Annotated in this window: 24 protein-coding genes and 1 rRNA gene; 16 read left to right on the plus strand and 9 right to left on the minus strand. The window is 65.1% G+C overall.

Annotated elements, in window-relative coordinates; translation table 11 throughout:
* Nucleotides 1-70 precede the first annotated feature (70 nt).
* From ACNTAO_RS08595 to ACNTAO_RS08610, 4 genes are all read left to right on the plus strand, one after another.
* Nucleotides 71-358, plus strand: a complete 288-nt coding sequence (locus tag ACNTAO_RS08595; RefSeq protein WP_435161573.1) for a 30S ribosomal protein S24e — start codon at nucleotides 71-73, stop codon at nucleotides 356-358.
* Nucleotides 359-368: 10 nt separating this feature from the next.
* Nucleotides 369-2,219, plus strand: a complete 1,851-nt coding sequence (locus ACNTAO_RS08600) for a bifunctional N(6)-L-threonylcarbamoyladenine synthase/serine/threonine protein kinase (RefSeq protein WP_435161574.1) — start codon at nucleotides 369-371, stop codon at nucleotides 2,217-2,219.
* Between the two features lie 86 nt (nucleotides 2,220-2,305).
* A complete protein-coding gene (locus ACNTAO_RS08605) occupies nucleotides 2,306-2,596 on the plus strand; it encodes a DUF5808 domain-containing protein (protein ID WP_435161575.1) in 291 nt (96 codons plus the stop codon).
* A 54-nt stretch (nucleotides 2,597-2,650) separates the two neighbouring features.
* Nucleotides 2,651-3,766 (plus strand): S24/S26 family peptidase, encoded by a 1,116-nt coding sequence (locus tag ACNTAO_RS08610; RefSeq protein WP_435161576.1) that lies wholly within the window; start codon nucleotides 2,651-2,653, stop codon nucleotides 3,764-3,766.
* Between the two features lie 41 nt (nucleotides 3,767-3,807).
* On the opposite strand, the gene ACNTAO_RS08615 is transcribed toward ACNTAO_RS08610, so the two are convergent.
* Entirely contained in the window at nucleotides 3,808-5,529 is a 1,722-nt protein-coding gene (locus ACNTAO_RS08615; RefSeq protein WP_435161577.1) for a Cdc6/Cdc18 family protein, read from the minus strand.
* A 1,245-nt stretch (nucleotides 5,530-6,774) separates the two neighbouring features.
* On the opposite strand from ACNTAO_RS08615, the gene ACNTAO_RS08620 reads away from it, so the two are divergent.
* The 4 genes from ACNTAO_RS08620 (at nucleotide 6,775) to ACNTAO_RS08635 (ending at nucleotide 9,907) form a co-directional block, all read left to right on the plus strand.
* A complete protein-coding gene (locus ACNTAO_RS08620) occupies nucleotides 6,775-7,416 on the plus strand; it encodes an Era-like GTP-binding protein (protein WP_435161578.1) in 642 nt (213 codons plus the stop codon).
* Complete coding sequence (locus ACNTAO_RS08625; protein ID WP_435161579.1) at nucleotides 7,416-7,829, plus strand: DUF2073 domain-containing protein; 414 nt, start codon at nucleotides 7,416-7,418, stop codon at nucleotides 7,827-7,829. The genes ACNTAO_RS08620 and ACNTAO_RS08625 overlap by 1 nt, the downstream gene beginning before the upstream one ends.
* Complete coding sequence (locus ACNTAO_RS08630) at nucleotides 7,829-8,470, plus strand: OapC/ArvC family zinc-ribbon domain-containing protein (protein WP_435161580.1); 642 nt, start codon at nucleotides 7,829-7,831, stop codon at nucleotides 8,468-8,470. Before ACNTAO_RS08625 ends, ACNTAO_RS08630 begins: the two co-directional genes overlap by 1 nt.
* Nucleotides 8,471-8,725: 255 nt before the next feature.
* The gene (locus tag ACNTAO_RS08635) at nucleotides 8,726-9,907 is read left to right on the plus strand and encodes an aspartate kinase (RefSeq protein WP_435161581.1); all 1,182 of its coding nucleotides are present in this window, start codon (nucleotides 8,726-8,728) and stop codon (nucleotides 9,905-9,907) included.
* A gap of 48 nt (nucleotides 9,908-9,955) precedes the next feature.
* On the opposite strand, the gene ACNTAO_RS08640 is transcribed toward ACNTAO_RS08635, so the two are convergent.
* Nucleotides 9,956-10,447, minus strand: coding sequence for a hypothetical protein (locus tag ACNTAO_RS08640; protein WP_435161582.1), 492 nt, complete (start codon nucleotides 10,445-10,447; stop codon nucleotides 9,956-9,958).
* A 114-nt stretch (nucleotides 10,448-10,561) separates the two neighbouring features.
* Between ACNTAO_RS08640 and ACNTAO_RS08645 the strand changes: the two genes are divergently transcribed.
* Nucleotides 10,562-10,660 carry a hypothetical protein gene (locus tag ACNTAO_RS08645; RefSeq protein WP_435161583.1) on the plus strand — a complete coding sequence of 33 codons (99 nt, stop codon included), beginning with the start codon at nucleotides 10,562-10,564 and terminating at the stop codon, nucleotides 10,658-10,660.
* Nucleotides 10,660-11,526, plus strand: a complete 867-nt coding sequence (locus ACNTAO_RS08650; protein WP_435161585.1) for a DUF7089 family protein — start codon at nucleotides 10,660-10,662, stop codon at nucleotides 11,524-11,526. The genes ACNTAO_RS08645 and ACNTAO_RS08650 overlap by 1 nt, the downstream gene beginning before the upstream one ends.
* Nucleotides 11,527-11,605: 79 nt before the next feature.
* On the opposite strand, the gene ACNTAO_RS08655 is transcribed toward ACNTAO_RS08650, so the two are convergent.
* The gene (locus ACNTAO_RS08655) at nucleotides 11,606-12,184 is read right to left on the minus strand and encodes a DUF7090 family protein (protein ID WP_435161586.1); all 579 of its coding nucleotides are present in this window, start codon (nucleotides 12,182-12,184) and stop codon (nucleotides 11,606-11,608) included.
* Between the two features lie 101 nt (nucleotides 12,185-12,285).
* Between ACNTAO_RS08655 and ACNTAO_RS08660 the strand changes: the two genes are divergently transcribed.
* Entirely contained in the window at nucleotides 12,286-12,858 is a 573-nt protein-coding gene (locus ACNTAO_RS08660) for a magnesium transporter (protein ID WP_435161587.1), read from the plus strand.
* An 89-nt stretch (nucleotides 12,859-12,947) separates the two neighbouring features.
* Nucleotides 12,948-13,463, plus strand: a complete 516-nt coding sequence (locus ACNTAO_RS08665) for a magnesium transporter (RefSeq protein WP_435161602.1) — start codon at nucleotides 12,948-12,950, stop codon at nucleotides 13,461-13,463.
* 119 nt (nucleotides 13,464-13,582) lie between these two features.
* Here ACNTAO_RS08665 and ACNTAO_RS08670 read toward each other — a convergent pair whose 3' ends face one another.
* On the minus strand, nucleotides 13,583-14,023 hold the full coding sequence (locus ACNTAO_RS08670; protein ID WP_435161588.1) for a DUF2391 domain-containing protein: 441 nt from the start codon (nucleotides 14,021-14,023) through the stop codon (nucleotides 13,583-13,585).
* 102 nt (nucleotides 14,024-14,125) lie between these two features.
* Here ACNTAO_RS08670 and ACNTAO_RS08675 point away from each other — a divergent pair, with 102 nt between their 5' ends.
* Both ACNTAO_RS08675 and ACNTAO_RS08680 read left to right on the plus strand, forming a co-directional pair.
* On the plus strand, nucleotides 14,126-14,803 hold the full coding sequence (locus ACNTAO_RS08675; protein WP_435161589.1) for a class I SAM-dependent methyltransferase: 678 nt from the start codon (nucleotides 14,126-14,128) through the stop codon (nucleotides 14,801-14,803).
* 161 nt (nucleotides 14,804-14,964) lie between these two features.
* Entirely contained in the window at nucleotides 14,965-17,835 is a 2,871-nt protein-coding gene (locus ACNTAO_RS08680; RefSeq protein ID WP_435161590.1) for a valine--tRNA ligase, read from the plus strand.
* Nucleotides 17,836-17,839: 4 nt separating this feature from the next.
* Here ACNTAO_RS08680 and ACNTAO_RS08685 read toward each other — a convergent pair whose 3' ends face one another.
* From ACNTAO_RS08685 to ACNTAO_RS08705, 5 genes are all read right to left on the minus strand, one after another.
* A complete protein-coding gene (locus ACNTAO_RS08685; protein ID WP_435161591.1) occupies nucleotides 17,840-18,898 on the minus strand; it encodes a quinone-dependent dihydroorotate dehydrogenase in 1,059 nt (352 codons plus the stop codon).
* A 91-nt stretch (nucleotides 18,899-18,989) separates the two neighbouring features.
* Nucleotides 18,990-19,193 carry a hypothetical protein gene (locus ACNTAO_RS08690; protein ID WP_435161592.1) on the minus strand — a complete coding sequence of 68 codons (204 nt, stop codon included), beginning with the start codon at nucleotides 19,191-19,193 and terminating at the stop codon, nucleotides 18,990-18,992.
* Nucleotides 19,194-19,261: 68 nt separating this feature from the next.
* Complete coding sequence (locus tag ACNTAO_RS08695) at nucleotides 19,262-19,714, minus strand: DUF8036 family membrane protein (protein ID WP_435161593.1); 453 nt, start codon at nucleotides 19,712-19,714, stop codon at nucleotides 19,262-19,264.
* Nucleotides 19,711-20,010: an ArsR family transcriptional regulator gene (locus ACNTAO_RS08700; protein ID WP_435161603.1), complete on the minus strand. Its 300-nt coding sequence runs from the start codon at nucleotides 20,008-20,010 to the stop codon at nucleotides 19,711-19,713. The genes ACNTAO_RS08695 and ACNTAO_RS08700 overlap by 4 nt, the downstream gene beginning before the upstream one ends.
* Before the next feature lie 98 nt (nucleotides 20,011-20,108).
* Nucleotides 20,109-20,597 carry a hypothetical protein gene (locus ACNTAO_RS08705; RefSeq protein WP_435161594.1) on the minus strand — a complete coding sequence of 163 codons (489 nt, stop codon included), beginning with the start codon at nucleotides 20,595-20,597 and terminating at the stop codon, nucleotides 20,109-20,111.
* Between the two features lie 254 nt (nucleotides 20,598-20,851).
* On the opposite strand from ACNTAO_RS08705, the gene ACNTAO_RS08710 reads away from it, so the two are divergent.
* Entirely contained in the window at nucleotides 20,852-21,181 is a 330-nt protein-coding gene (locus ACNTAO_RS08710) for a non-histone chromosomal MC1 family protein (RefSeq protein WP_435161595.1), read from the plus strand.
* Between the two features lie 660 nt (nucleotides 21,182-21,841).
* Nucleotides 21,842-22,031: ribosomal RNA gene (locus ACNTAO_RS08715) — 16S ribosomal RNA — on the plus strand; the annotation flags it as partial.

Consider the following 22,031-nt stretch of genomic DNA (forward strand, 5'->3'; position numbering starts at 1 on the left):
GGGTGCAGCGCGTGGTACCCGCTTCGAAATGCTTTTACAGCGTTCGAGAGGTAGTACACGTAACTGAACCATGGACGTCGACATCATCTCCGAAGAGGAGAATCCCATGTTGCACCGCACGGACATCAGATTCGAGACGGTCCACGACGAGGCGACCCCGTCTCGGCTCTCCGTCCGCGACTCGCTCGCCGCGAAGCTCGACAAGGGCTCAGAAGAGGTCGTCGTACACGAGCTGAACACCAAGTTCGGCATGCGAAAGACCGTGGGCTACGCGAAGGTGTACGAGTCGCCGACACACGCGAAGGACGTCGAACAGGAGTACATGCTAGAACGGAACAAGATCGGCGACGACGAGTAAGCCGGATCGAATGCGTATTCTCGGTATCGAAGGGACCGCGTGGTGTGCGAGCGCCGCGCTCTACGATACCGAAACCGACACCGTTCGTATCGAGTCTGACCCGTACGTTCCAGAGAGCGGCGGCATTCACCCGCGCGAGGCCGCAGAGCACATGGCCGAGGCGATTCCGACGGTCGTCGGTGACGTCCTCGACGTCGCCGAGGCGGCGGACGGTTCGACCGCGATCGACGCGGTCGCGTTCTCGCGCGGTCCCGGCTTGGGTCCGTGTCTCCGGACGGTCGCCACGGCTGCCCGGGCGCTCGCCGGTCGGTTGGACGTACCGCTCGTCGGTGTCAACCACATGGTCGCACACCTCGAGATCGGGCGGCACGAGTCGGGCTTCGAGAACCCGGTGTGTCTGAACGCCTCCGGCGCGAACGCCCACCTGCTCGGCTACCACGACGGGCGCTATCGAGTGTTGGGCGAGACGATGGACGCGGGAGTCGGGAACGCGATTGATAAGTTCACCCGACACGTCGGGTGGCAGCACCCGGGTGGCCCAAAGGTCGAACGGGCCGCACTGGAGGCGGTCGACGCGGCTGGAGGACTGTCGGCGACCACCCTGTACGAGTTGCCGTACGTCGTCAAGGGGATGGACTTCTCGTTTTCGGGGATCAGTTCGGCCGCGAACGACGCGTACGACGACGGTGAGCCGGTCGAGTCGATCTGTTTCGCGCTCCAAGAGCACGTCTTCGCGATGCTCACCGAGGTGACGGAGCGGGCGCTCTCGTTGACCGGTGCCGACGAGTTAGTGATCGGCGGAGGCGTCGGACAGAACGCGAGGCTGCGCGAGATGGTGGCCGAGATGTGTGCCGCACGCGGTGTGGCCTGGCACGCTCCGGATCCGCGGTTTCTTCGGGACAACGCGGGGATGATCGCGGTGCTCGGCGCGAAGATGTACCGCGCCGGGGACACGCTTCCGATCGCAGATTCGACGGTCGACCCGAACTTCCGACCAGACCAAGTGCCGGTGACGTGGCGCGGCGACGAGTCGTCGGTGACGCGGGTCGACGAGGGGGCGACGGGTGGTCGGGACGCGTCGACGACGACCGATCGGGACGCGGCGAGTTGGGGGACGGCCTACCGAGGGGCCGAGGCGGTGGTGCGGATCACAGAGGCACCGGCTGACGGTGCCGGCGTGGACGGAGACGAGACGGCCGTGGCCGGCGGAAACGACGGCGTGACCGGACGCCTCGTCGACGACTTCGTCGACGGTCCGCTCGTAGTGAAACAGCGGGTCACGAAGTCGTATCGGCACCCGTCGCTCGATCAGACGCTCCGCCGGGACCGAACGGTGATTGAGGCGCGGCTGACGAGTGAAGCGCGGCGGCTCGGCGTCGCGACTCCGCTGGTGTACGACGTCGACGTGCCCGAGTCGACGATCACGTTTCAGTACGTGGGGAGCCGAGACCTCGCGGTCGCGCTCGACGGAGACCGTTCGGCCGGCGCGCGAGCACACGTCGAGGCGGTGGGTCGGTACCTCGGCCGGCTTCACGACGCGGGAATCGTCCACGGCGACCCGACGACGCGGAACGTCAGGGTCGACCGGGCACGCGAGCGCGACGGTCGAGTGAGTAGCGACGACGCTCACGACGAGATCGCTACACGCGACCCGTTTCTCATCGACTTCGGGCTCGGGTACTACAGCGGCCACGTCGAAGACCACGCGATGGACCTCCACGTCTTCGAGGGGTCACTGGAGGGGACCGTGTCCGACCCAGACCCGCTCGTATCGGCGTTCGAGGCCGGATACGTCGAGACCGGAGACGAGGGCGTCCTCGACCGGCTCGAGTCGGTTCGCAGTCGAGGACGATACCGCTGACCGGTGTCGTGGGCGTGACGGAGACGAGACGACCTGTCGTCGGTCCGTCGACACGATTTATTAGCCCCGGCGCACAACTATCGAGTATGGAAGAAAAACCGTCGTCCGGAGAGGTGCTCGGCATCCCGTACAACTTTGAGCGGCCGAGTCTCGGCCGGTTGCTCTCGGCGTACTGGCAGCCAGACGAGGGAATGTTAGTCCAGAAGCCGTTCGGTATTGGTTACACGCTGAACCTCGCCAACTGGCGCTCGTGGGTGGTCGTCGCCGTGGCCGCCGGCCTGTACGCCCAACAGGCAGACGGTGGCGTGTTCAACACGTCAGACGAGACGGCCGAAGCGGACGACGACGGCCCCGTCGAGGTCGTCGTCGACGACTGAGTCGGCGGCAGCACACCCGGACGCTTATTTGCGGAAGTCGCCAACGTCGGCACGATGGACCCCGACGATCGGCCGTCGCCAAGCGAGAGCGAGAGCCGCGCAGATGTGACGGCCGACGACCGGGACGCCGACGACCGGGACGCCGACGACTGGGACGCAGATGCCGACCAGGGCAGTGACGCGGGTGACACCGAGGCGGACGGAGAACTCACGTCGGAAGCCGAGACGCCAGCGGAGGTACGGGCGGCGCTTCGGCGAGCGGGTACCACGGCTCCAGACGAGGCACGTGAAGAGAACGCGCGGGGGGCGCTCTACAGACTTCGACACGACATGGCAGGGCCGTACATGTGGGCCCGTGAGGTGGTGTCGAGTCTCGTCATCGTGCTCACGATCGGTGCGTTGTTGTTCGCGGTGAGTGGTGTGTGGCCACCGATGGTCGCCGTCGAGTCCGGCAGCATGGAGCCGAACATGCAGGTCGGTGACCTCGTGTTCGTTACCGAGCCCGGGCGGCTGTCGCCGGACGCGGCGACCAACGACGTCGGCGTCGTCACCGCAGCCGAGGGTGAGGCGGTCGAGTATCGGAGCTTCGGCGAACACGGGTCGGTGGTGATATACCAGCCACCCGGCCGCGCCGGGTCACCGATCATCCACCGTGCGATGTTCCACGTCGAGGCGGGCGAGAACTGGTACGAGAGAGCTGACGACCGGTACCACACCGCAGACGACTGCGACGAGCTACGAAACTGTCCGGCACCACGGAGCGGATTCATCACGCTAGGCGATAACAACGGGGCCTACGACCAGGCGAGCGGTCTCGCCGAACCCGTGGCCACCGAGTGGGTGACGGGCGTCGCCCGGGCGCGCGTCCCCTACCTCGGGTACGTCCGGCTGGTAACGACCGGGAAGGTCGAGCCGAGGGAGGCGCTCGACGCGGTGGTCGGGAGTAGCCTTCGGACACCGGGTGCCGATTCGACCGATACGCCAGCGAGGGTCAGAACGCGTGCGACGGTCGAGACGACGCGTTCGTTCGGACCGGCGGGCTCGACGTGGTGGGAGAACGCGTCCGTCGACCTCGCGACGCGAACGCCGACGTCGAGGCCAGTCGCAAACCGGAGTGCGCGAGCCATCGCTGACGGGTCGGCCGTGAGTCTCGCATCGAGCGTCGGGTGACTGCCGCATCGAGCACCGTCCGGCGCCGGCGGCTGTCCGGCTCAGTTGTCGAATCGAGCCTGCACGAACGGCTGGGCGTTCTCGATGTCGCCGAGTCTAGAGTCGGAGAGGAGCACCGCTTCCGTCTCTTCTATCGGCACCGACAGTCCCATCTCTTTGGTGCGGCCGTACCGCCCCTTCGAGACGACGACCGCGTTGACGATCCCGAGCATGTCGAGTTCGCTGATCAGGTCCGTCACGCGTCGCTGGGTGAGCACGTCGGCGTCGATCTCCTCACAGAGCCGTTTGTAGATGTTGAACACCTCGCCGGTGTTGATGTTGTGAACGCCGTTTTTCTCCAGGAGGATCACCGCAAAGAGGACGATCTTACTCTGTGTCGGGAGCGTGCGGACGACCTCGACGACGCGGTCGAGTTCGATCTTGTCCTGTGCCTGTCGAACGTGTGATTCGGCGACGACCTCCGCTTGGGAACGCTCTGCGAGTTCCCCGGCGGTCCGGAGGAGGTCGAGTGCGCGCCGGGCGTCGCCGTGTTCTTGCGCGGCGAACGCCGCACAGAGCGGAATGACGTCGTCGGTGAGCGCGTCGGTCTTGAACGAGATGTCGGCACGGTGTTGGAGGATGTCGCGAAGTTGGTTCGCGTCGTACGGTGGAAAGACGATCTCTTCTTCGCCGAGGCTTGATTTGACTCGAGGGTCCAGAAAGTCGGTGAACTTCAGGTCGTTCGAGATTCCCATGATAGAGATCCGGGAGTTGTCGAGCTCCGAGTTCATCCGTGAGAGGTTATAGAGGGTGTCGTCGCCGCTCTTTTCGACGAGCTTGTCTATCTCGTCGAGCATGATCACGACCACCCGCTCGTGGTAGTCGACCGCATCGAAGAACGTCGTGTAGACGCGGTCGGTCGGCCACCCGGTCATCGGGACCGGCTCCATCTCTTCGGCGTCGGCTTCGAGCTGCTTGATGGTGGCCGTGAGCTCTTCTGGGCTCGCGAACCGCGTTGATTCGAGAGCGGTGGGGTCGTCGGAGGCGCTCGAGGCCAGCTCGCGCAGTCGGTCGAGTCGTCGGTCGATGACGGCCTGGTTCTTTTCGATGAACGTGTTCGCGAGCTGCGCGAGTACCCGGTACTGCGTGTCGGTGACCTCGCAGTTGATGTACTCGACCTCACAGGGAACGTCGTACTTCTTCGACGTCGATTCGAGCTCCTGAGAGACGAACTTCGCAGAGGCGGTCTTACCGGTGCCCGTCTTTCCGTATATAAGGATGTTCGACGGGGTCTCACCGCGGAGCGCGGACACCAAGATCGTCGCCATGCGATTGATCTGGTCGGTCCGGTGCGGGAGCTCGTGTGGGGTGTACGACGGACGGAGTACCTCCTTGTTCTCGAATATCGGCTCACCGGCGAGGAGATCGTCGAACAGCCCCTGGTTGTCTTCGTCGTCGAGGACGACGCCGTCGAAGTCGACGCCAGGCGACGATCGGTCGCGGCTCCGTGCCTCGACCCCGTCCTCGGAGTCGGTGGTGACGGCCGTGTCGGTCGGTTCGGTGGCCGAACCCTCGGTTCCAGTCGAATCGACCCCCGTCGGGTCGGTCGACGCGTTCGAGTCCGAGGCGTTCGAGTCTGAGGCGTTCGAGTCCGAGGCGTCCACAGCGTCGTCTCGTGGTATTTGGTCGTCCGCACCGGGAGCCACCGGGTCCGTGTCGAGAACTGGTGACTCGTCGGCGTCTCCCGGATCGGTCCCGTTCGGTGCGTGTTCCCCTTCGTCCATTGTCGACCACTCCTGCTGCCGTGTCGTCCCCAGCCGGCGTCGTGTGACCGGTGCCGGGTACCGGTAAATCGACGGACCCACCGGGGGAATCGACGTGCCGAACCCCCCTGTTTCAGGTGGAACGCGCCGTCGCCTTCGTACGTTAGCGGCGAGCGTCGGCGAAACCACCGCCGTGGATGGACGCGTCACGTGTGTCACGTCCAGTTGATGCAGTCGAACCAGATGAACACGGGATACAAAAGCGTTGCTCTCTCGTATGCCGTTCGGCGACCGGTTATTTCAGGTACTCACTCTACTCTGGCTCGTCCATCGCACACGCGACGATGCTCGCCCATGGTACACGCGACGATGTCTTGACGGCAGTGTGAAAGACGGAGTTCGGTGTCGACGAAGGACAGCGGTGGCGACGAGGTGGTGAGGCGATACGGCTGACTCGACCCGACGGACGTGACTCGACGCGTCCCCACCTCGAGCGACGATCCCTGCTTACCGTTGCTGCGGTGCCGACTGCTCGTCGTCGACTGGCTACCGTCGACTGCCTATCGTCAACTGGCTGTCATTGATTGGCTGTCGTCGGCTTGTCACGGCTGACTCGTGGCGGCAGGAGGTGGACGCATGGCTGCCGGTACCTCCCTCCCCCCCACCCCTTCGTTTCGAGTGGAACGAGTGAAGGGGTGGGGGGAGGGTAGACGGGCGTATATTAAAGCGGCATCTTTATATAATACACTGTGTAACAGTACCCTCGATAATAACCAAGAGTATATTTTGTTTGTTTCCATGTTGTATTAACCTGATCTGTTTGTGTTTATTTGTCTGTCGTGACACAGATGAGACACGTATAACTACCACACCCACCTCCGACTCCCGTCTCCAGTCGAAACGAAGGGGTGGGGGAGAGAGAACCGATAAAATCGTTGTCGTGAACCGGAATAGTTGTCACGAATGGGCAGACAGGTGCAACCTTCACGACCTTCCGTCTGTCAGGTACCCACGGCTGAAGTCGCGGGCTTCCTCCGTCACTCTGAGTGAACCGGTCCCGAGGTGCAATACGCCCGTGCTGTCTGACGCAGTAGTTAAGTGAACGGGCAGTGGAGTGAGCGGCATACCCGCACGCGCCTGTGGCCGCGCACCGTCAACCGACGACCGCAACCGTCAACCGACGACCGCATCGTCGCCGACGACACCGCTGCGACGCGCACGAATCGGCAGGGCGTCTGGGAAACGACCACACGAGTGGAGGCCAGGATGGGACTGTTACAGAATCTCAAAGACAGCATCTCGCGGGCCGTGGACGGACTGTTCACGGCCGACGAGCCCAAGCGAATCGGCATCTACGGACCGCCGAACGCCGGAAAGACGACTCTCGCGAACCGAATCGCACGCGATTGGACCGGCGACGCCGTCGGCCCGGAGAGCCACATTCCACACGAAACCAGGCGGGCCCGCAGAAAAGAAAACGTCGAGATCGAACGCGACGGACGCACGGTCACGATCGACATCGTCGACACGCCCGGCGTCACGACGAAAGTCGACTACACCGAGTTCCTCGAACACGACATGGACAAAGACGACGCCGTGCGTCGCTCACGCGAGGCGACCGAGGGCGTCGCCGAAGCGATGCACTGGCTCCGTGAGGACGTCGACGGCGTCATCTACGTGCTCGATTCGACCACCGACCCGTTCACGCAGGTGAACACTATGCTCATCGGTATCATCGAGTCACAGGACCTGCCGGTGCTCATCCTCGCGAATAAGACCGACCTCGAGGAGTCCAACGTGAAACAGATCGCCAACGCGTTCCCCCAACACGAGACGATCCCGCTCTCGGCACTGGAGGGTGAGAACATGGACGAAGTGTACACCAACATCGCGGAGTACTTCGGATAATGCCGAGTGCAACCTCGAACCCCGACGGCGCCGACGACCCGAACGATTCGACCGACGGCGTCCGGATCGACATGATAAGTGGTGCACGGATGGAGGGGCTCACCGGTATGGAGAAGATCCGACTCATCCTCGATGGGGTCCGCGACGGGAACATCGTCATCCTCGAGCGAGGACTCTCCCCGGACGAGGAGTCGAAGCTCATCGAGGTGACGATGACCGAGATCAGTCCCGACGACTTCACCGGCATCGAAATAGAAACGTATCCCAACCCGGACGCGAACGATCGCGGTCTCATAGACAAGCTGATAGGTCGTGAGTCGACACAGAAACTCACCGTCATCGGTCCGGCGAACCGCATCGAGACGCTTCACAAAGACGAGAACCTCATCAGTACTCTCGTCTCTCGCACCTGATGCCCCACCAGTGTATCGAGTGTGGCCGGACGTTCCCAGACGGCTCGAAAGAGATGCTCACCGGCTGTCCCGAGTGTGGGGGAAACAAGTTCCAGTTTCGTCCATCCGACAGGAGTGAGACGGCCGAAGACTCCGCACCGCCGACTTCCGCTCCACCTGCGCCAGCCACCGACTCCCCGACGGACGCAGGCGAGCCCACAGCCCCGAGTGACAGTTCGTCGACCTCGACGCACTCGACGGCTGGCGACCCCATCGACGCTGCCGACGAGACGACCACCACCGACGATGCGGCCACCACCGGCGATGCGACCACCACCGATGATGCGACAGCCGACGCCGACGTGAGCGAAGACTCCGCCCAGGCGAGCGCACGAACCGACGTGGTCACACGGGACGAACTCGACCGCGTGCGCGAGGACACGGTCGGGAGCGACGACCCCCCAGACGCGTCTCGACGTCCCGGCGTCGATGACCTACGCGAGGAACTCACCGACCAGTTCGAGAGCATCAAGATACTGAGCCCCGGCCAGTACGAACTGAACCTCATGGAGCTGTACGACCGTCAAGAGTACATCATCTCGCTCAGAGAGGACGGACGATACGTCATCGAGATGCCCAGCACTTGGGACGACCCCGAGTGAGCGAGCCGTCCATCTCGCCGAAGCCGACGTCTGCCCGACGTCGTTCGTCCGCGCGTTTCACCACGATAGCCGCCGCTGTCCAGCAGATTCTTCGGCCGATCGTCGCGGCCGCGGCCGACGTCAAGTGGACACAGTTATCCGCACTCCCTCGCTACAGGGTCGCATGTTTACCAACCACGACCACGGACTGGCGACCTGCTCCGCGAGCGGACCCGGTGAGACGACAGCGGTCTCTGGCAGCCGGACGGTGATCGTATGCGCGTAGTCGCCAAGTTCGGTGGAACGAGCCTGGGCAGTGGAGACCGGATCGAGCGCGCCGCAGACTCGATCGCCAGCACCGTCGACGCCGGCCACGAGATCGCGGTCGTCGCGAGCGCGATGGGGTCGACCACCGACGACCTCCTCGAAGACATCACCTTCGAGACCAACGACGCCGACCGCGCGGAGATCGTCTCCATGGGCGAGCGGACCAGCGTCCGGATGCTCAAGGCAGCGCTCTCGGTTCGGGGCGTCGACGCGATCTTCCTCGAACCGGGTGACGAACACTGGCCGGTCGTCACGAACGAACTCGGCGAGGTCGACGTCGAAGAGACCAAACGCCGTGCTACAGCCCTCGCCGGCCGACTCGACGGCGTCGTGCCCGTCGTCACGGGATTCCTCGCCGAGGCTCACGACGGTACGGTCACCACCCTCGGCCGCGGCGGCTCCGACACGAGCGCCGTCATGCTCGGCAACTACATGGACGCCGACGAGGTCGTCATCGTCACCGACGTCGAAGGCGTCATGACCGGCGATCCACGCGTCGTCGAGGGCGCACGAAACGTCGGTGAGATCACCGTCGACGAGCTTCGAAACCTCTCGTTCCGCGGCGCGGAGGTCGTCGCTCCGTCGGCGCTGTCGTACAAGAACGGCCACCTCGACGTTCGCGTCGTCCACTATCAACACGGCGACCTCCTCAGTGGCGGCACCCGCATCGAGGGGCAGTTCGAGAGCCTCATCGACATGCGTGAGACTCCGCTCGCGTGCCTCACGGTCGCTGGGCGCGCACTGCGAAACCGACACGGTATTCTCGCCGATCTCGCGAACGGTCTCCAGGCCGACGAGATCAACGTCGATGCGGTCGCTTCTGGGATGGACTCGGTGACGTTCTACGTCGACGAGGCCGTCGCAGAGCGGGCCGAGGCCGTGTTACACGAGACGGTCGTCTCGGACGAGACGCTCTCGTCTGTGACCGTCGACGACCCGATCGCGGCCATCCGAGTAACCGGCGGAGAGCTCCCGAACCGACCGGGCGTCATCCAGACGATCATCGCGCCGCTCGCAGAGGCCGGAATCAACATCGTCGACCTAATCACGAGCGCGACCTCGGTCGCCGTCTTCGTCCACTGGGACGACCGCGAGGAAGCCCTCGACATCGTGCAGGGCCGGTTCGACTGATCAGGCGGCCGCGACGAGTCGACGCGCGCGTTCTGCCGAGCGACGTCGTCACTCCTCACCGAGACGGTCCGCTTCGAGTCGAAACCGGGTCGTCGTCTGGCCGTCGAACCGCGGACCCGTCCCTACGGCGACGAACCCAGCCGCCTCGACCGGTCTGACGCGCTCCGGCTCGTCGTCGACGACCACGACCTCGACGTCCATCGACTCGCGTCTCGCGAACCGCTTCGGTACCTCGAGTAGCCGTTCGACGGTCGATGACGCTCCAGCGAAACTGGTCACGTGAACCTGGTCATCTGTGGCGTCGAACGCGACGAATCCCGCCACTTCGGTCGACGATCGGTCGTCCGACGTGCCCGCACCGGCTCCGGTGGCCGCCTCTGGGCCGCGACCGACGTGCTCGCTCCCGTCCTCGTGCTCACCGTCTCGCTCTCCGACGACGACCGTACGCTGGTGGATCATCTCCACGATCGCGTCCGTCGGCCTGTCGCGGAGGTCGGCGAGTGCCGCCGCGTCGGCCTCGACCGCGTCACGGACTCGCATGGGTCTACTCTCTCGTGCCGACGGATAAGTCCGTGGACGGCTGACGTCGGTTTCGCTCGGCCGCCTCCGAACTCGACAGAATGACTTTAATCCGATGACACACAGTGATCCCGTATGAGCACGTCCAGCAAAATCGTCGTCGGCACCGTGGCCGCCTCGGCCGCGCTCGCCGTTCTCATCGTCCTGTCGTACGTCTTTGGAACCGCCGGGTGATGTTCGCCCCACACGAACTCGACGCCGACGTCGCCGCCGTTCGGGACCGCCACGCGCCAGACACACCGGTACTCGACGTCGACGGCTCGTTCGAGACGCTCCCGCCGGCGACTGCAGAGGATCTTGGCCTCTTCGTCGACGGGTTAGCCCCCGCCTCGAGTCCGACCGAGTGGCTCCCCGAGCGCGTTCCGGACCCGCTCCGCCGGTACGCCGGACCGTCGTTCACCGTCGGACTCCAGGGTGCTGGGACCGTCGTCCGGACGACACAGACGACGCCGCAGACGCTGTTGGTGAAACCCCGCGCGAAGACGACGCCGAGCGACTTCCTCGCGTTCTTGCTCGCCGACCGGCTCGTTCAGGTCGGCGTCGATCCCGTCCCCGAGGCGATCGCCGGGGTCGACGGACAGACGCCCGACCTCCCAGAGACGTTCCTTCCGTTCTTCGGTCCACGGTATCCCGACTTGGACGCGGCGATCCGCGGTCCCGAGGCGGAGCGGACCGGTGACGCGCGATTCAGCCCCGCAGACGTCTTCCAGATCGCGGCCGCGTTGTTCGACGCCTGGGTCGGGCTCCACACCCGGTCGGTGTTCGCGTCGTGGGAAGGTGACCTCCCCCGACTGTTCGAGGCGTGGGTCGACGCCGGTGACCGGGTCGAAGGCCGACTCTCTGAGCTCTCTGGCGCGGTCGCCCGCGGCGAGACGGACTTCGCGAGTGCGACGGAGTACGCCTGTTCGGCGATGCGCCACGGCCTCGAACTGCCGGCGCCGTTCGCCGCGCTCGACACCGCGGCCTACCGCGACCGCGGTGCGCCATACGCGGTCAAGTGGGCGGAGAAGACGTTCGCGTCGATGCGCGACGAGGTGTGACGACACGCCGTCGCACGACGGTTCCCCGTGAACACACTGTACGCTCTGGGACGCCTCGCTGGCCGACCTCGACAGTATCTCAGTAGTCGACCTCGACGCTCCCGTCTTCGTCGAGGCTGATGACGCCTTCGAACAACTCCCGGAACCGGTCGAGCGTCGCGACCTCGTGGACCTCCTCGGAGAGGTGAAAGAGACCGACCGCGTCGTGTGCCTCGAGCAGCTCGAGCATTGCCGCTGCCGCTTCGTACACTGCGTCGTCGTCCGCGTAGTACGCCATCTCGGTGAGCGAGTCCACGGAGACTCGCCGCTTGCCAGTCGTCTCCTTGAGGAACCGCTCGACACGGTCGACGACTCCATCGAGGTCGTCCGGCGCCGAAACGTAGTACACGTCGTCTGCAGAGCGACGCGAGTACCCGCGCTCGACCGAGAGCGTGTCCAGTATCGTGGCGTTCGTCTCGTCGACGTCGTAGTACTCGAGCTTCTGTTCGACCTCGCGGGCGGTCGTTCGGGTCGAGACGACGAGGAACGCGTCGGTGTCGGTCTTCAGGAAGTCAGTGTCGATTCGGTCCGTCTCGCCGATGCTCGGGTGGACGAGCAGCAACCCCGTCCCGCCCGGAATCGTCTCCGGTCCGTTCTCGATCGCGAGGGCGTAGTCCATACCAGTCGGAGCCGCCGGACCGACTTAATCGTGCGGGACCGCGACCCCGCAGGTCGGCGTCGGACCGCTTTTTACTACTCCGCTCGACCGTCCGCACACGGATGGAGGGACGCCAGCGCGCACGCGACATCTACAGACAGGCGCTCCCGGTCGTCCTGCTCAGTCTCGTCGCCGGACTGTTCTCGGGAACGCTGCTCGGCACCGAGACGATGCGCACGAGCATCGAGCGCGTCCCCGGAATTCTGCTCTTGTTGCCGGCGTTTCTCGCGACACGAGGTGGGGTGTACGGCTCCCTGGGGGCCCGTCTCTCGAGCGGTCTCCATCAAGGCGTGATACCGCCCCAGATCACGCTCGACCGCCGGATCGTGAACGCCATCGTCGCGTCGTTCGTCAACGGTATCACCATCTCGGTGTTCATCGCCATCATCACCTACCTGACGCTTCTCGTCTCCGGCGCTGGCGGAGACCTCGTTCGGCTCGTCGGCATCATGCTCGTCGCGGGCGGCCTCTCGGCCGTGTTGATGCTCTCCGTGTTGGTGGTCGTCGTCTTCGTCGGCTACCGCCGCGGACTCGACCCCGACAACCTCATCGGCCCCGTCGTGACCACGCTGGGTGACGTCTTCGGCGTCGCGTTCTTGCTCGTCGGCATTCGCGCCGTCGAGGTGATCCTGTGACGTCCCCGTCCGACGGGTCCTCACCGGGTCCACCGCAGGAGCCGTCGTCCGTCTCGCCGGAGTGGTCGGTTCAGCACATCGTCCGAACGATGATTCCGCTCTTGGCTGCGCTCTCCGTGCTCCAGCTCGTCTCTGGGAGCGTCCTCGAGGGGTACGAGGCGACGCTGCTTCGATACCCAGCGCTCCTCGTGTTGGTGCCGGTCCAGATCGGGACCGCCGGCAACCTCGCGTCGATCATGTGCTCGCGGCTCACCACACAGCTCTACCTCGGGACCTACGAGCCGACGCTGTCGAATCCCGGCGTCAGAGCGAACGTGGTGGCCGTGTTCGCGCTGGCGGCGACGGTCTTTTCGGCCGTCGGCGTCGCCGCCTGGGCGCTCGGAGCCGTCCTCGGCGGTGGACTCGACCTCGGACGCGTGCTCGCTATCTCGCTCGGCTCCGGCATGCTCCTGGCCGTGCTCGTCGTCACGACGAGTATCGTCGCCGTCGAAGCGTCCTACCGGGTCGGGCTCAATCCCGACGACACCACGATTCCGATCGTCACGAACGTGTGTGACGTGGTCGGCGTGGTGATCCTGTTCGGTGTCGTCACCCTCGTCTTGTGAGCTGTTGATCGCTACTGCCGCTCGGCTCGGGTCGTCGACTGTCACACCCACGACCCACACCCACGAGCCGAATCCACGAGCCGAATCTACGAGCCGAATCCACGAGCAGAAATCATGCGTCAAAACAGGCTGTCGGCCGTCGCAGCGCCGACCACGCTGAACACGGCGCTCACCGAGACAGCCTTCGCCGTCGTCGCCCACCCCACCCCGCCGAGGAACGTGTCGGGGGCGTCGAAAAGCAGCGCGAGCGCGAGCGTCGACCCGAACGCCACCGTGAGGAGCGACACGAAACGCACGGGAACCCCGGCGACGTCGCGTTCGAGCTCCGGGTCGCGATCGGTGTCCGCTCGGTACAACGCGCCGTAGCCGACGAGTGCGACGACGAGAACCGTGAGGACTCCCTGGACCACACTCATTCCGCGCGCGAGCAGCCACACCTCTTCGGTGACGACGAACGGCCCGGCGAGCAGCGAGCCGCCGACGACCTGTTGAGCAGAGTCCGCGAACCGGAACCGCCGTCGTCGAACTCGACTCGTCAGCCGTCGGCGCGGGTCGTCCATACGCCGGACACCTCGCAGGCACCCAAAAAGCCGTCGCCGGGACGGCGGCCGGCTCCGTCGCCCGTCGATCCGGTTTTCACCCCACCGGCCGTCTCTCCCCCTATGAGCGTCAGAGCGGAGTTCGACGAGTGGGCGACGACCGGCAGAGACCGCGGAATGGAGGAGCGGCACTGGCACACCGCGAAACACGCGCTCGCTCGAATGCCGGTCGAGGCGGGCCAGACCGTCCTCGACCTCGGTACCGGCTCCGGCTACGCGCTCCGGGCCCTTCGCGAGCGCGACATCGGTCGCGGGTACGGCCTCGACGGAGCCCCAGAGATGGTCCGCAACGCGCAGAGCTATACCGACGACGACGCTATCGGCTTCCTTCGAGGCGACTTCGACGCGCTCCCCTTCGGCGACGACACCGTCGACCACGTGTTCTCGATGGAGGCGTTCTACTACGCACGGAACCCACACTCGACGCTCGAAGAGATTCACCGCGTCCTTCGGCCCGGTGGGACGTTCTACTGTGCGGTAAACTACTTCACCGAAAGCGAGTCGACACACGAGTGGCAGTCGCGGATCTCCGTGCCAATGACGCTGTGGAGCCGATCCGAGTACCGTGAGGCGTTCCGAGAGGCCGGGTTGGTGGTCGCCGAACAGGACGCGATCCCCGATAACGAGGTCGAGATACCCCCAGAATCGGCTTTCCCCACCGACAACTGGGAGCGTCGTGCGGACATGGTCGACCGCTACCGGACGTGGGGGACGTTGTTGACGGTCGGGGTCGCCCCATGATGGTCGGAGTCGTCTCATAACGGTCGGGGTCGCCCAATGACGGTCGGAGTCGCGCCTCGGTAGTATGTGGCCGACAACTGGGTAGCGACGAGGCCCGTGGACGCCACAGTCCGTCACAACCGAGGCCGTTAAGAGGGAACCGTGGAAAGGCTGATCCGATAATGCCCAGCGGAGAGTACGACCCCGACACCGCCGAGCCCCACTGGCAGCGGCGATGGGTCGACGAGGAGACGTACGCGTATCCCGACGACGGAGTCGACCCGAACACCGCGTTCTCCATCGACACCCCTCCGCCGACGGTCTCCGGGAGCCTACACTGGGGTCACGTGTACGGGTCAATCCTCCAGGACATCGTGGCGCGGTTCCACCGAATGTACGACAGCGAGGTGTTCTACCCGTTCGGCTACGACGACAACGGGATCGCCTCCGAGCGGCTCACCGAGCGCGAACTCGGCGTCCGGCACCAGGACTTCGACCGCGGTACGTTCCAAGAGAAGTGCCGGAGCGTGTGTGCGGAGTACGAGGCGGACTTCACCGAGAAGATGCAGGGCGTCGGGCTCTCTATCGACTGGAACAACACCTACCGCACGATCTCACCCACGGTCCAGCGCGTCTCTCAGCTCTCCTTCATCGACCTCTACGAGAAGGGACGCGAGTACCGCCAGGAGGCACCGGCCATCTGGTGTCCCGAGTGTGAGACCGCCATCTCACAGGTCGAGACCGAAGACGACGAGCGAGGCTCACACTTTCACGACATCGAGTTCGGCGTCGTCGACGACGCGGTCGACGCGGCCTCCTCGACCGTCGACGCGACCGACTCAGCCGCCGCTGCGGCGTCCGTTCCCGACGCGTTCACCATCTCGACGACCCGTCCAGAGCTGCTCCCCGCGTGCGTCGCCGTCTTCGTTCATCCGGACGACGAGGCGAACCAGCCGCTCGTCGGCCAGACGGCCGAAGTGCCCCTGTTCGGTCACGAGGTGCCGATCCTCGCCGACGACCGCGTCGACATGGAGACGGGGTCTGGCGTCGTGATGTGTTGTACGTTTGGCGACCAGACCGACATCGAGTGGTATCAGGCACACGACTTGGACCTCCGCGTCGCCATCGACGAGTCCGGCCACCTGACCGACGTCGCCGAAGCGTACGAGGGGCTCCACGCCGACGCGGCCCGCGAGGCGATCGTCGACGACCTCGAGGACGTGGGCGCCCTGTTGGACCGCTGGGAGATCACCCACACGGTGAACGTTCACGAGCGCTGCGGGACGAGCGTCGAGTTCCTCGTGACCGAACAGTGGTACATCGAGGTGCTCGACAAGCGCGAGGAGTACCTCCAGGCCGGTCGCGAGATGCGGTGGTTCCCAGAGAAGATGTTCACCCGCTATGAACACTGGGTCGACGGCCTCCAGTGGGACTGGCTCATCTCGCGACAGCGCTCTTCGGGTATCCCGTTCCCAGTGTGGTACTGTGGCTCGTGTGACCGCGAGATCCTCGCGGCGAAGACGGACCTCCCGGTCGACCCGCTGGCCGACGACCCACCGGTCGACGCCTGCCCCGAGTGCGGTCACGACGCGTTCGTCCCCGAAGACGACGTCCTCGACACCTGGGCGACCTCCTCGCTCACCCCGCTCATCAACGCCGGGTGGGACTGGGACGCCGACGCGGACGAGTTCACCATGGCGCGTCCGGAGATCTATCCGATGGACGTCCGCCCGCAGGGGCACGACATCATCTCTTTCTGGCTGTTCCACACCGTGATCAAGTGTTACGAACACACCGGCGAGGTGCCGTTCGAGTCGACGATGATCAACGGGATGGTCCTCGACGAGAACCGCGAGAAGATGTCGAAGTCGAAGGGGAACGTCGTCGATCCCGACGCAGTGTTATCGGAGTACCCCGTCGACGCCGCCCGGTACTGGGCGGCCGGCTCGGCGATCGGCGACGACCTTCCGTACCAAGAGAAGGGACTCCGCGCGGGCGAGAAGCTCATCCGCAAGCTGTGGAACGCCTCGAAGCTCGTCGAGTCACTCGCGCCCGATCCGTACCCGACGCGACCCGCAGACGGACTCCGCGAGCTCGACCGCTGGCTGCTCGCCGAACTCGACCGCGAGATCGAGACCCTCACGAACCGACTCCAGAACCGCGAGTTCTCGAAGGCGCGCGACGGGCTTCGCAGCTTCTTTTGGAACACGTTCTGTGATGACTACCTCGAGATCGCCAAACAGCGCGCGGACGACTCCGCGGCGTACACCCTCCGGACGGCCCACCGCCGATTCCTGCGGCTGTTCGCGCCGATCCTCGCACACGTCACCGAGTCGATCTGGCAGGATACCTACACAGCTGCTGCCGCGGCTAATGCCGCCGCCGACACTGCCGCCACCGCTGTCGACGCCGACACTGCCGCCACCGCTGTCGACGCCGACACTGCCGCCACCGCTGTCGACGACGACACTGCCGCCACCGCTGTTGACGACGACACTGACGCTACCGCTTTCGACGACGACTTCGATCCGGCTGTCGTCCCCTCGAGCGACCCGGACGGCTCCGTGCATCTCGCGTCGTGGCCCGACCCGCTCGGCGTCGACGCCGACGCCGAGGGTGGACGTGCCGCGATGGCCGTCGTCGGCGCGCTCCGGCGGTACAAGAGTGAGCGCCAACTCCCGCTCACCGCGCCGATCGACGCGGTCGAGGTGTACGCCGACGTTCGCGACTTCGAAGCAGACATCACCGGCGTGATGCACGTCACAGACCTCACCGTCCATCCCGACGCCGAACCGCCGGTCGAGACGGTGACCACAGGGGTCGACCTCAAGTACGCCACCGTCGGCCCCACATACGGCGACAAGGTTGGTGACATTGAGGCGGGGATCGCGGACGGCGCGTACGAGATCGTCGACGACGACCTCCACGTCGCCGGGGAAACGCTCACACCGGACGAGTTCTCACTCGACGTCGACAGACGGTACACCGGCGAGGGTGAGCTGCTCGAGGCGGACGGTGTAGCGATGATCGTCCGGGTCGACGCCGCCGACTGACCCGTCACTCGAGGTCGGCACCGACCGCGTCCGTGACGGTCTCGAAGCCGTCTCGGTCGAGCAGCTCGAGCAGTCCGCGGTTGATATCTCGGGCAACGCTCGGTCCCTCGTACACCAGTGCAGTGTACAGCTGGACGACTGAGGCGCCGGCGCGAATCTTCTCGTAGGCACCGTCGGCGTCGGCGATGCCGCCAACACCGACGACTGGGACGTCCGTGCGCTCGGCGACGAACCGGACCAGCTCGGTCGCGGCCGTCTCGATCGGTGCCCCGGAGAGACCGCCCCGCTCCGCCTGACTCGGGCTGTGGAGGTCGTCGGGGCGGGAGACCGTGGTGTTCGTCGCGATCACGCCGTCGAGGTCAAGGTCGTCGACGACGCCGAGTGCCTCCGTGACCGCAGGGCGTGGCAGGTCTGGTGAGAGCTTCACGAGCAGCGGTGACGCCCCGGCCGAGGTGAGCGCGCCAAGAATCGACTCGAGCGCCTCGCGGTTCTGTAACTCGCGGAGTCCCGGGGTGTTCGGGCTCGAGACGTTCACGACGAAGTAGTCGCCCGCCTCGGCCACGCGCTCGTAGGTGTAGCGGTAGTCGTCGGCCGCCTCGGCCAGTGGCGTCGACTTCGACTTCCCGATGTTCACGCCGACCGGCACGTCGGGCAGCGGTTCGCGGTCGAGTCGACGACCGACGGCGTCGGCGCCCTCGTTGTTGAACCCCATGCGGTTGATGAGTGCGCCGTCCTCTCTGAGCCGGAAGAGGCGAGGCTGTGGGTTGCCAGGCTGTCCCTCCGCGGTCACGCCACCGATCTCGACGTGACCGAAGCCGAGCGCGGCGAGCGCCCGCGGAACCCGCGCGTTCTTGTCGAATCCGGCGGCGACGCCGACGGGGTTGTCGAAGGTGCACCCGAACGCCTCCGTCCGGAGCCGCTCGTCGTGGACGCGGTACCGGCGACGCAGTCCCGCAGTGACCGGCGTTCCCTGCACGCCGCGCAGGAGCCGTTGTGTCACGTCGTGTGCCGTTTCCGGGGGGAGTGTGAAAAGCGCCGGCTTCAGGCGGTCGTACAGACCCATCGGTGTGACGTCGTCGTCGACAGGTATCAATCCGCCGACCGACGGCCAGCACAGGCGGGTGCCCTCCGTGTCTTCGGCGTCGATGGAGCGGTCAGAAGTCGTGTTCGAGCTGGTCGGGGTCCGCGTCTGCCCGCTGGATAATTATCTTCCCGTCTCGGACCCGGACGAACACCTCGTCGCCGATCTCCATACCGGCGACGGCGAGCTCGTCTTCGTGGAGATTCACGTGGACGTTGTGGTACTCCCCGTCGTCGTCTTTGGCCCCACTCGGGCTGAGCTTCTTTTTACGGACCATCGCAGCTGTATGGCTCGCACTTCGCCAGAAGAGACATATAAGTGTTGATCGCCCGTCGTCAGTGCCAGTCACACCGAGCTCTCGTAGAACAGAACCGTCACCGCGACCGCCGCAAAGAGGTCGGGCAAGAACGTGAACGGACCGAGTCCGCTCCCCCGGTAGCCGAGCGTCAGTGAAACGAGCGGACTCGAGGTGAGCGCGTACAACAACAGCGCCGCGGTGAACGCGAGCAGGCTGAGTGTGAACCGGTTCGGAAGCTCCCGATAGAGCCGCGCGTACGTCCCGGCGAGCACCGCGAGCAGGACGACGGTGTACGTCGAGACGAACAGCTTCACCGTGACGAGTTGCTCGAGCGGATGCCCGTTCACAATGCCGGGCCCCAGGCCCATTCGCGGCCGCATCGACACCGTTGACACGAACACGCGCGGGGTGACGACCGTCACGACCGCAGCCACCACCACTGCGGCACCGACGGTCGCCGCGGTTCGACGCACCGGCGTCGACGCGGGTGTCTCGCTCACGCCGTCTCACCCCCCGGTGTGACGTCTGTGAGGTCCGCCTTTCGTGCCACTTCGTCGAGGACGTCGCGGTTCGCCTCCATCTGATCCGTCAGAAAAAACGTCTTTCCGTAGTTGTCTCCCATCGTGGTGAGTACGTCGTTTTCGACGAGTCTCTCGAGGTGGTGCTGTGTCGTCTTGTAGTCGAGATCGAGCGCGTTCGACAGTTGATTGGTGTTCATCGGCGTCTCATCGAGCGTCCGGATGATCCGGAGTCGGTTTCGGCCGCCGCGTGACCCGCCGATGAGCCACCACAGCACGCGTCGCATCTATCTGTGTCGTCGATACAGGTGGTCATAAAACAGTGGCGTCACTACCACCGCGTGGGCGCGTGCCGTCGATCGACCGATGGGACCGGTCACGCACCCGGACCGTGCGGGCCGCCTCCGTCACCGCTCCCGTCACGGAGTGGACCGGTTCCGTCGCCGCTTCCATCCGCGTCTCCGTGTGGGCCGTGGCCGTGCGGACCGTTACCGCTGCCGGACTCTGCTCGCTGCGCACCGATCTCGGCTGGGCGGTCGACACCAAACTCGGTTAGCTTGTCGTGAACCGCGGTCCGAATCGCTTCGTGTGAGGCGCCTTCCGCCCTGAGATCCGTGACGAGCGTCTCGAGTTCGGCCGTCTGGTCGTCGGTCAGATCAAACCGCTCTCCGAGAGCCGTCGCGTTCGGTACCCCGTCGTCGCAGACGGGACCGACCGCGCCGTCACCTGCTGGGGGCGCCTCCTCCATCTGGGTTGTGCCGCTCTCGGCCGGGGGCTGTGCACCGAGAACCCCTCCCGTCACGACCGCCCCTCCGATAACGAGGGCGGCGACGAGAGCGATCCCAACTGTGGTTCGAGTGGGCATGGGTTGTCCCTCCACTTGATCCGTCACCCGGCAACGAAAAGACGATTTTCCGAACTCGATGGGGAGTTCGCCCAGGGTTAGGCCCACATTCGTCCCGCCTCTCTCCGTACGTTCCTTCCGGCAGTGCACACCCGCACGTGCCGGTGTGACCGACACGTCGTCACCGTAGCACCACGGCTGCTCGCCGGATACCGTTTCATTTTGCCGATATATTTATTACAGGCTGTGTGCTGGGTTGACACGGAGGCAAAACCATGGTACGTGAAGACGGTAAGCGGAACTTTGCGCTTCGGGAGGCAGACGGCTCCGAGCCGAGCGAGTTCTCGGGAAGTATGCCCAGACAGGCGGCACTCAAGGCGGCCCGAACGCTCGAACCGGCACCCTCAGAGGCGGAGGCGGAACGAGAGACGATACGACTCCGCGAGAAGGGGACACAGAAGGTCCACGAGTACGAAGGGTGGGCGTGGAAAGAGAGCGCGCCCGAGGTCGACGACGAAGCGGGCGACTTCTGGCTCAACGACCTCGACGAGATCACGAAAGCCAACGTCTCGAAACAGGGCATCGAGTACCTCGACGAGGAGTGAGGCCGCCGAACCGCTCACACAGCCGACTTCTTTGCTGAGCACTGCCCCAATCCGCCAGCAACGCGTCCCGTCCACCTCCCACGTGACCCCAGGGCGGGCTCAACCCCGCCCCTCGACGTTCGGCAGCTGTATCTGTGTCACCTCGACTCGGCTTCCCAACTCGTATCCTCCACCCGCGTGGTACCGTATTCGCATGAAACCGCGTGACGTAGCGCCCACGCTTCGACGGGATTAAATGTACCCCGGCCATCCGAATGAATGTGACAAGCCCCACGCGGGGCACCACCGGCCGCCCACATCACGCTCGCCGTAGCGTGACACGACGCGGCCATCACCAATCCGACGGGGTTAAGTGTCATACCCCGCTCGGAACGAATACGACCGACACACGACCCGGACCACGCGCGGTCCGTCGTCGTCCGACCAGACCACTCCGGTGGGTTTATACCTGCCAGACCACAACGTTCTGGTCCGGAAGAAGAGATGAGGATTTCGCCCCCTGCGCTCCGGCGTAAGCGGAAATCTGATGTGAGCCTTGGTAGTTCGGTGTCATCCGGAACGCCGGTGACCCCGAACGATCAGACCATGCAATGGTGTGTCGACATCACGTCGACACCCGCCAAACCCCCTCGGTGCCGGGAACCAGGCACCGAGGTTACCACTCCGGTTGATCCTGCCGGAGGCCATTGCTATTGGGATCCGATTTAGCCATGCTAGTCGTACGAGTTCAGACTCGTGGCGAATAGCTCAGTAACACGTGGCCAAACTACCCTTCGGACCGCAATACCCTCGGGAAACTGAGGCTAATAGCGGACACCACACGCAGACTGGAATGTCGCGTGTGTCAAAC

It is taken from the genome of Halorubrum zhoui, from assembly GCF_051194155.1.
In the GTDB taxonomy this organism is placed as follows: Archaea; Halobacteriota; Halobacteria; order Halobacteriales; family Haloferacaceae; genus Halorubrum.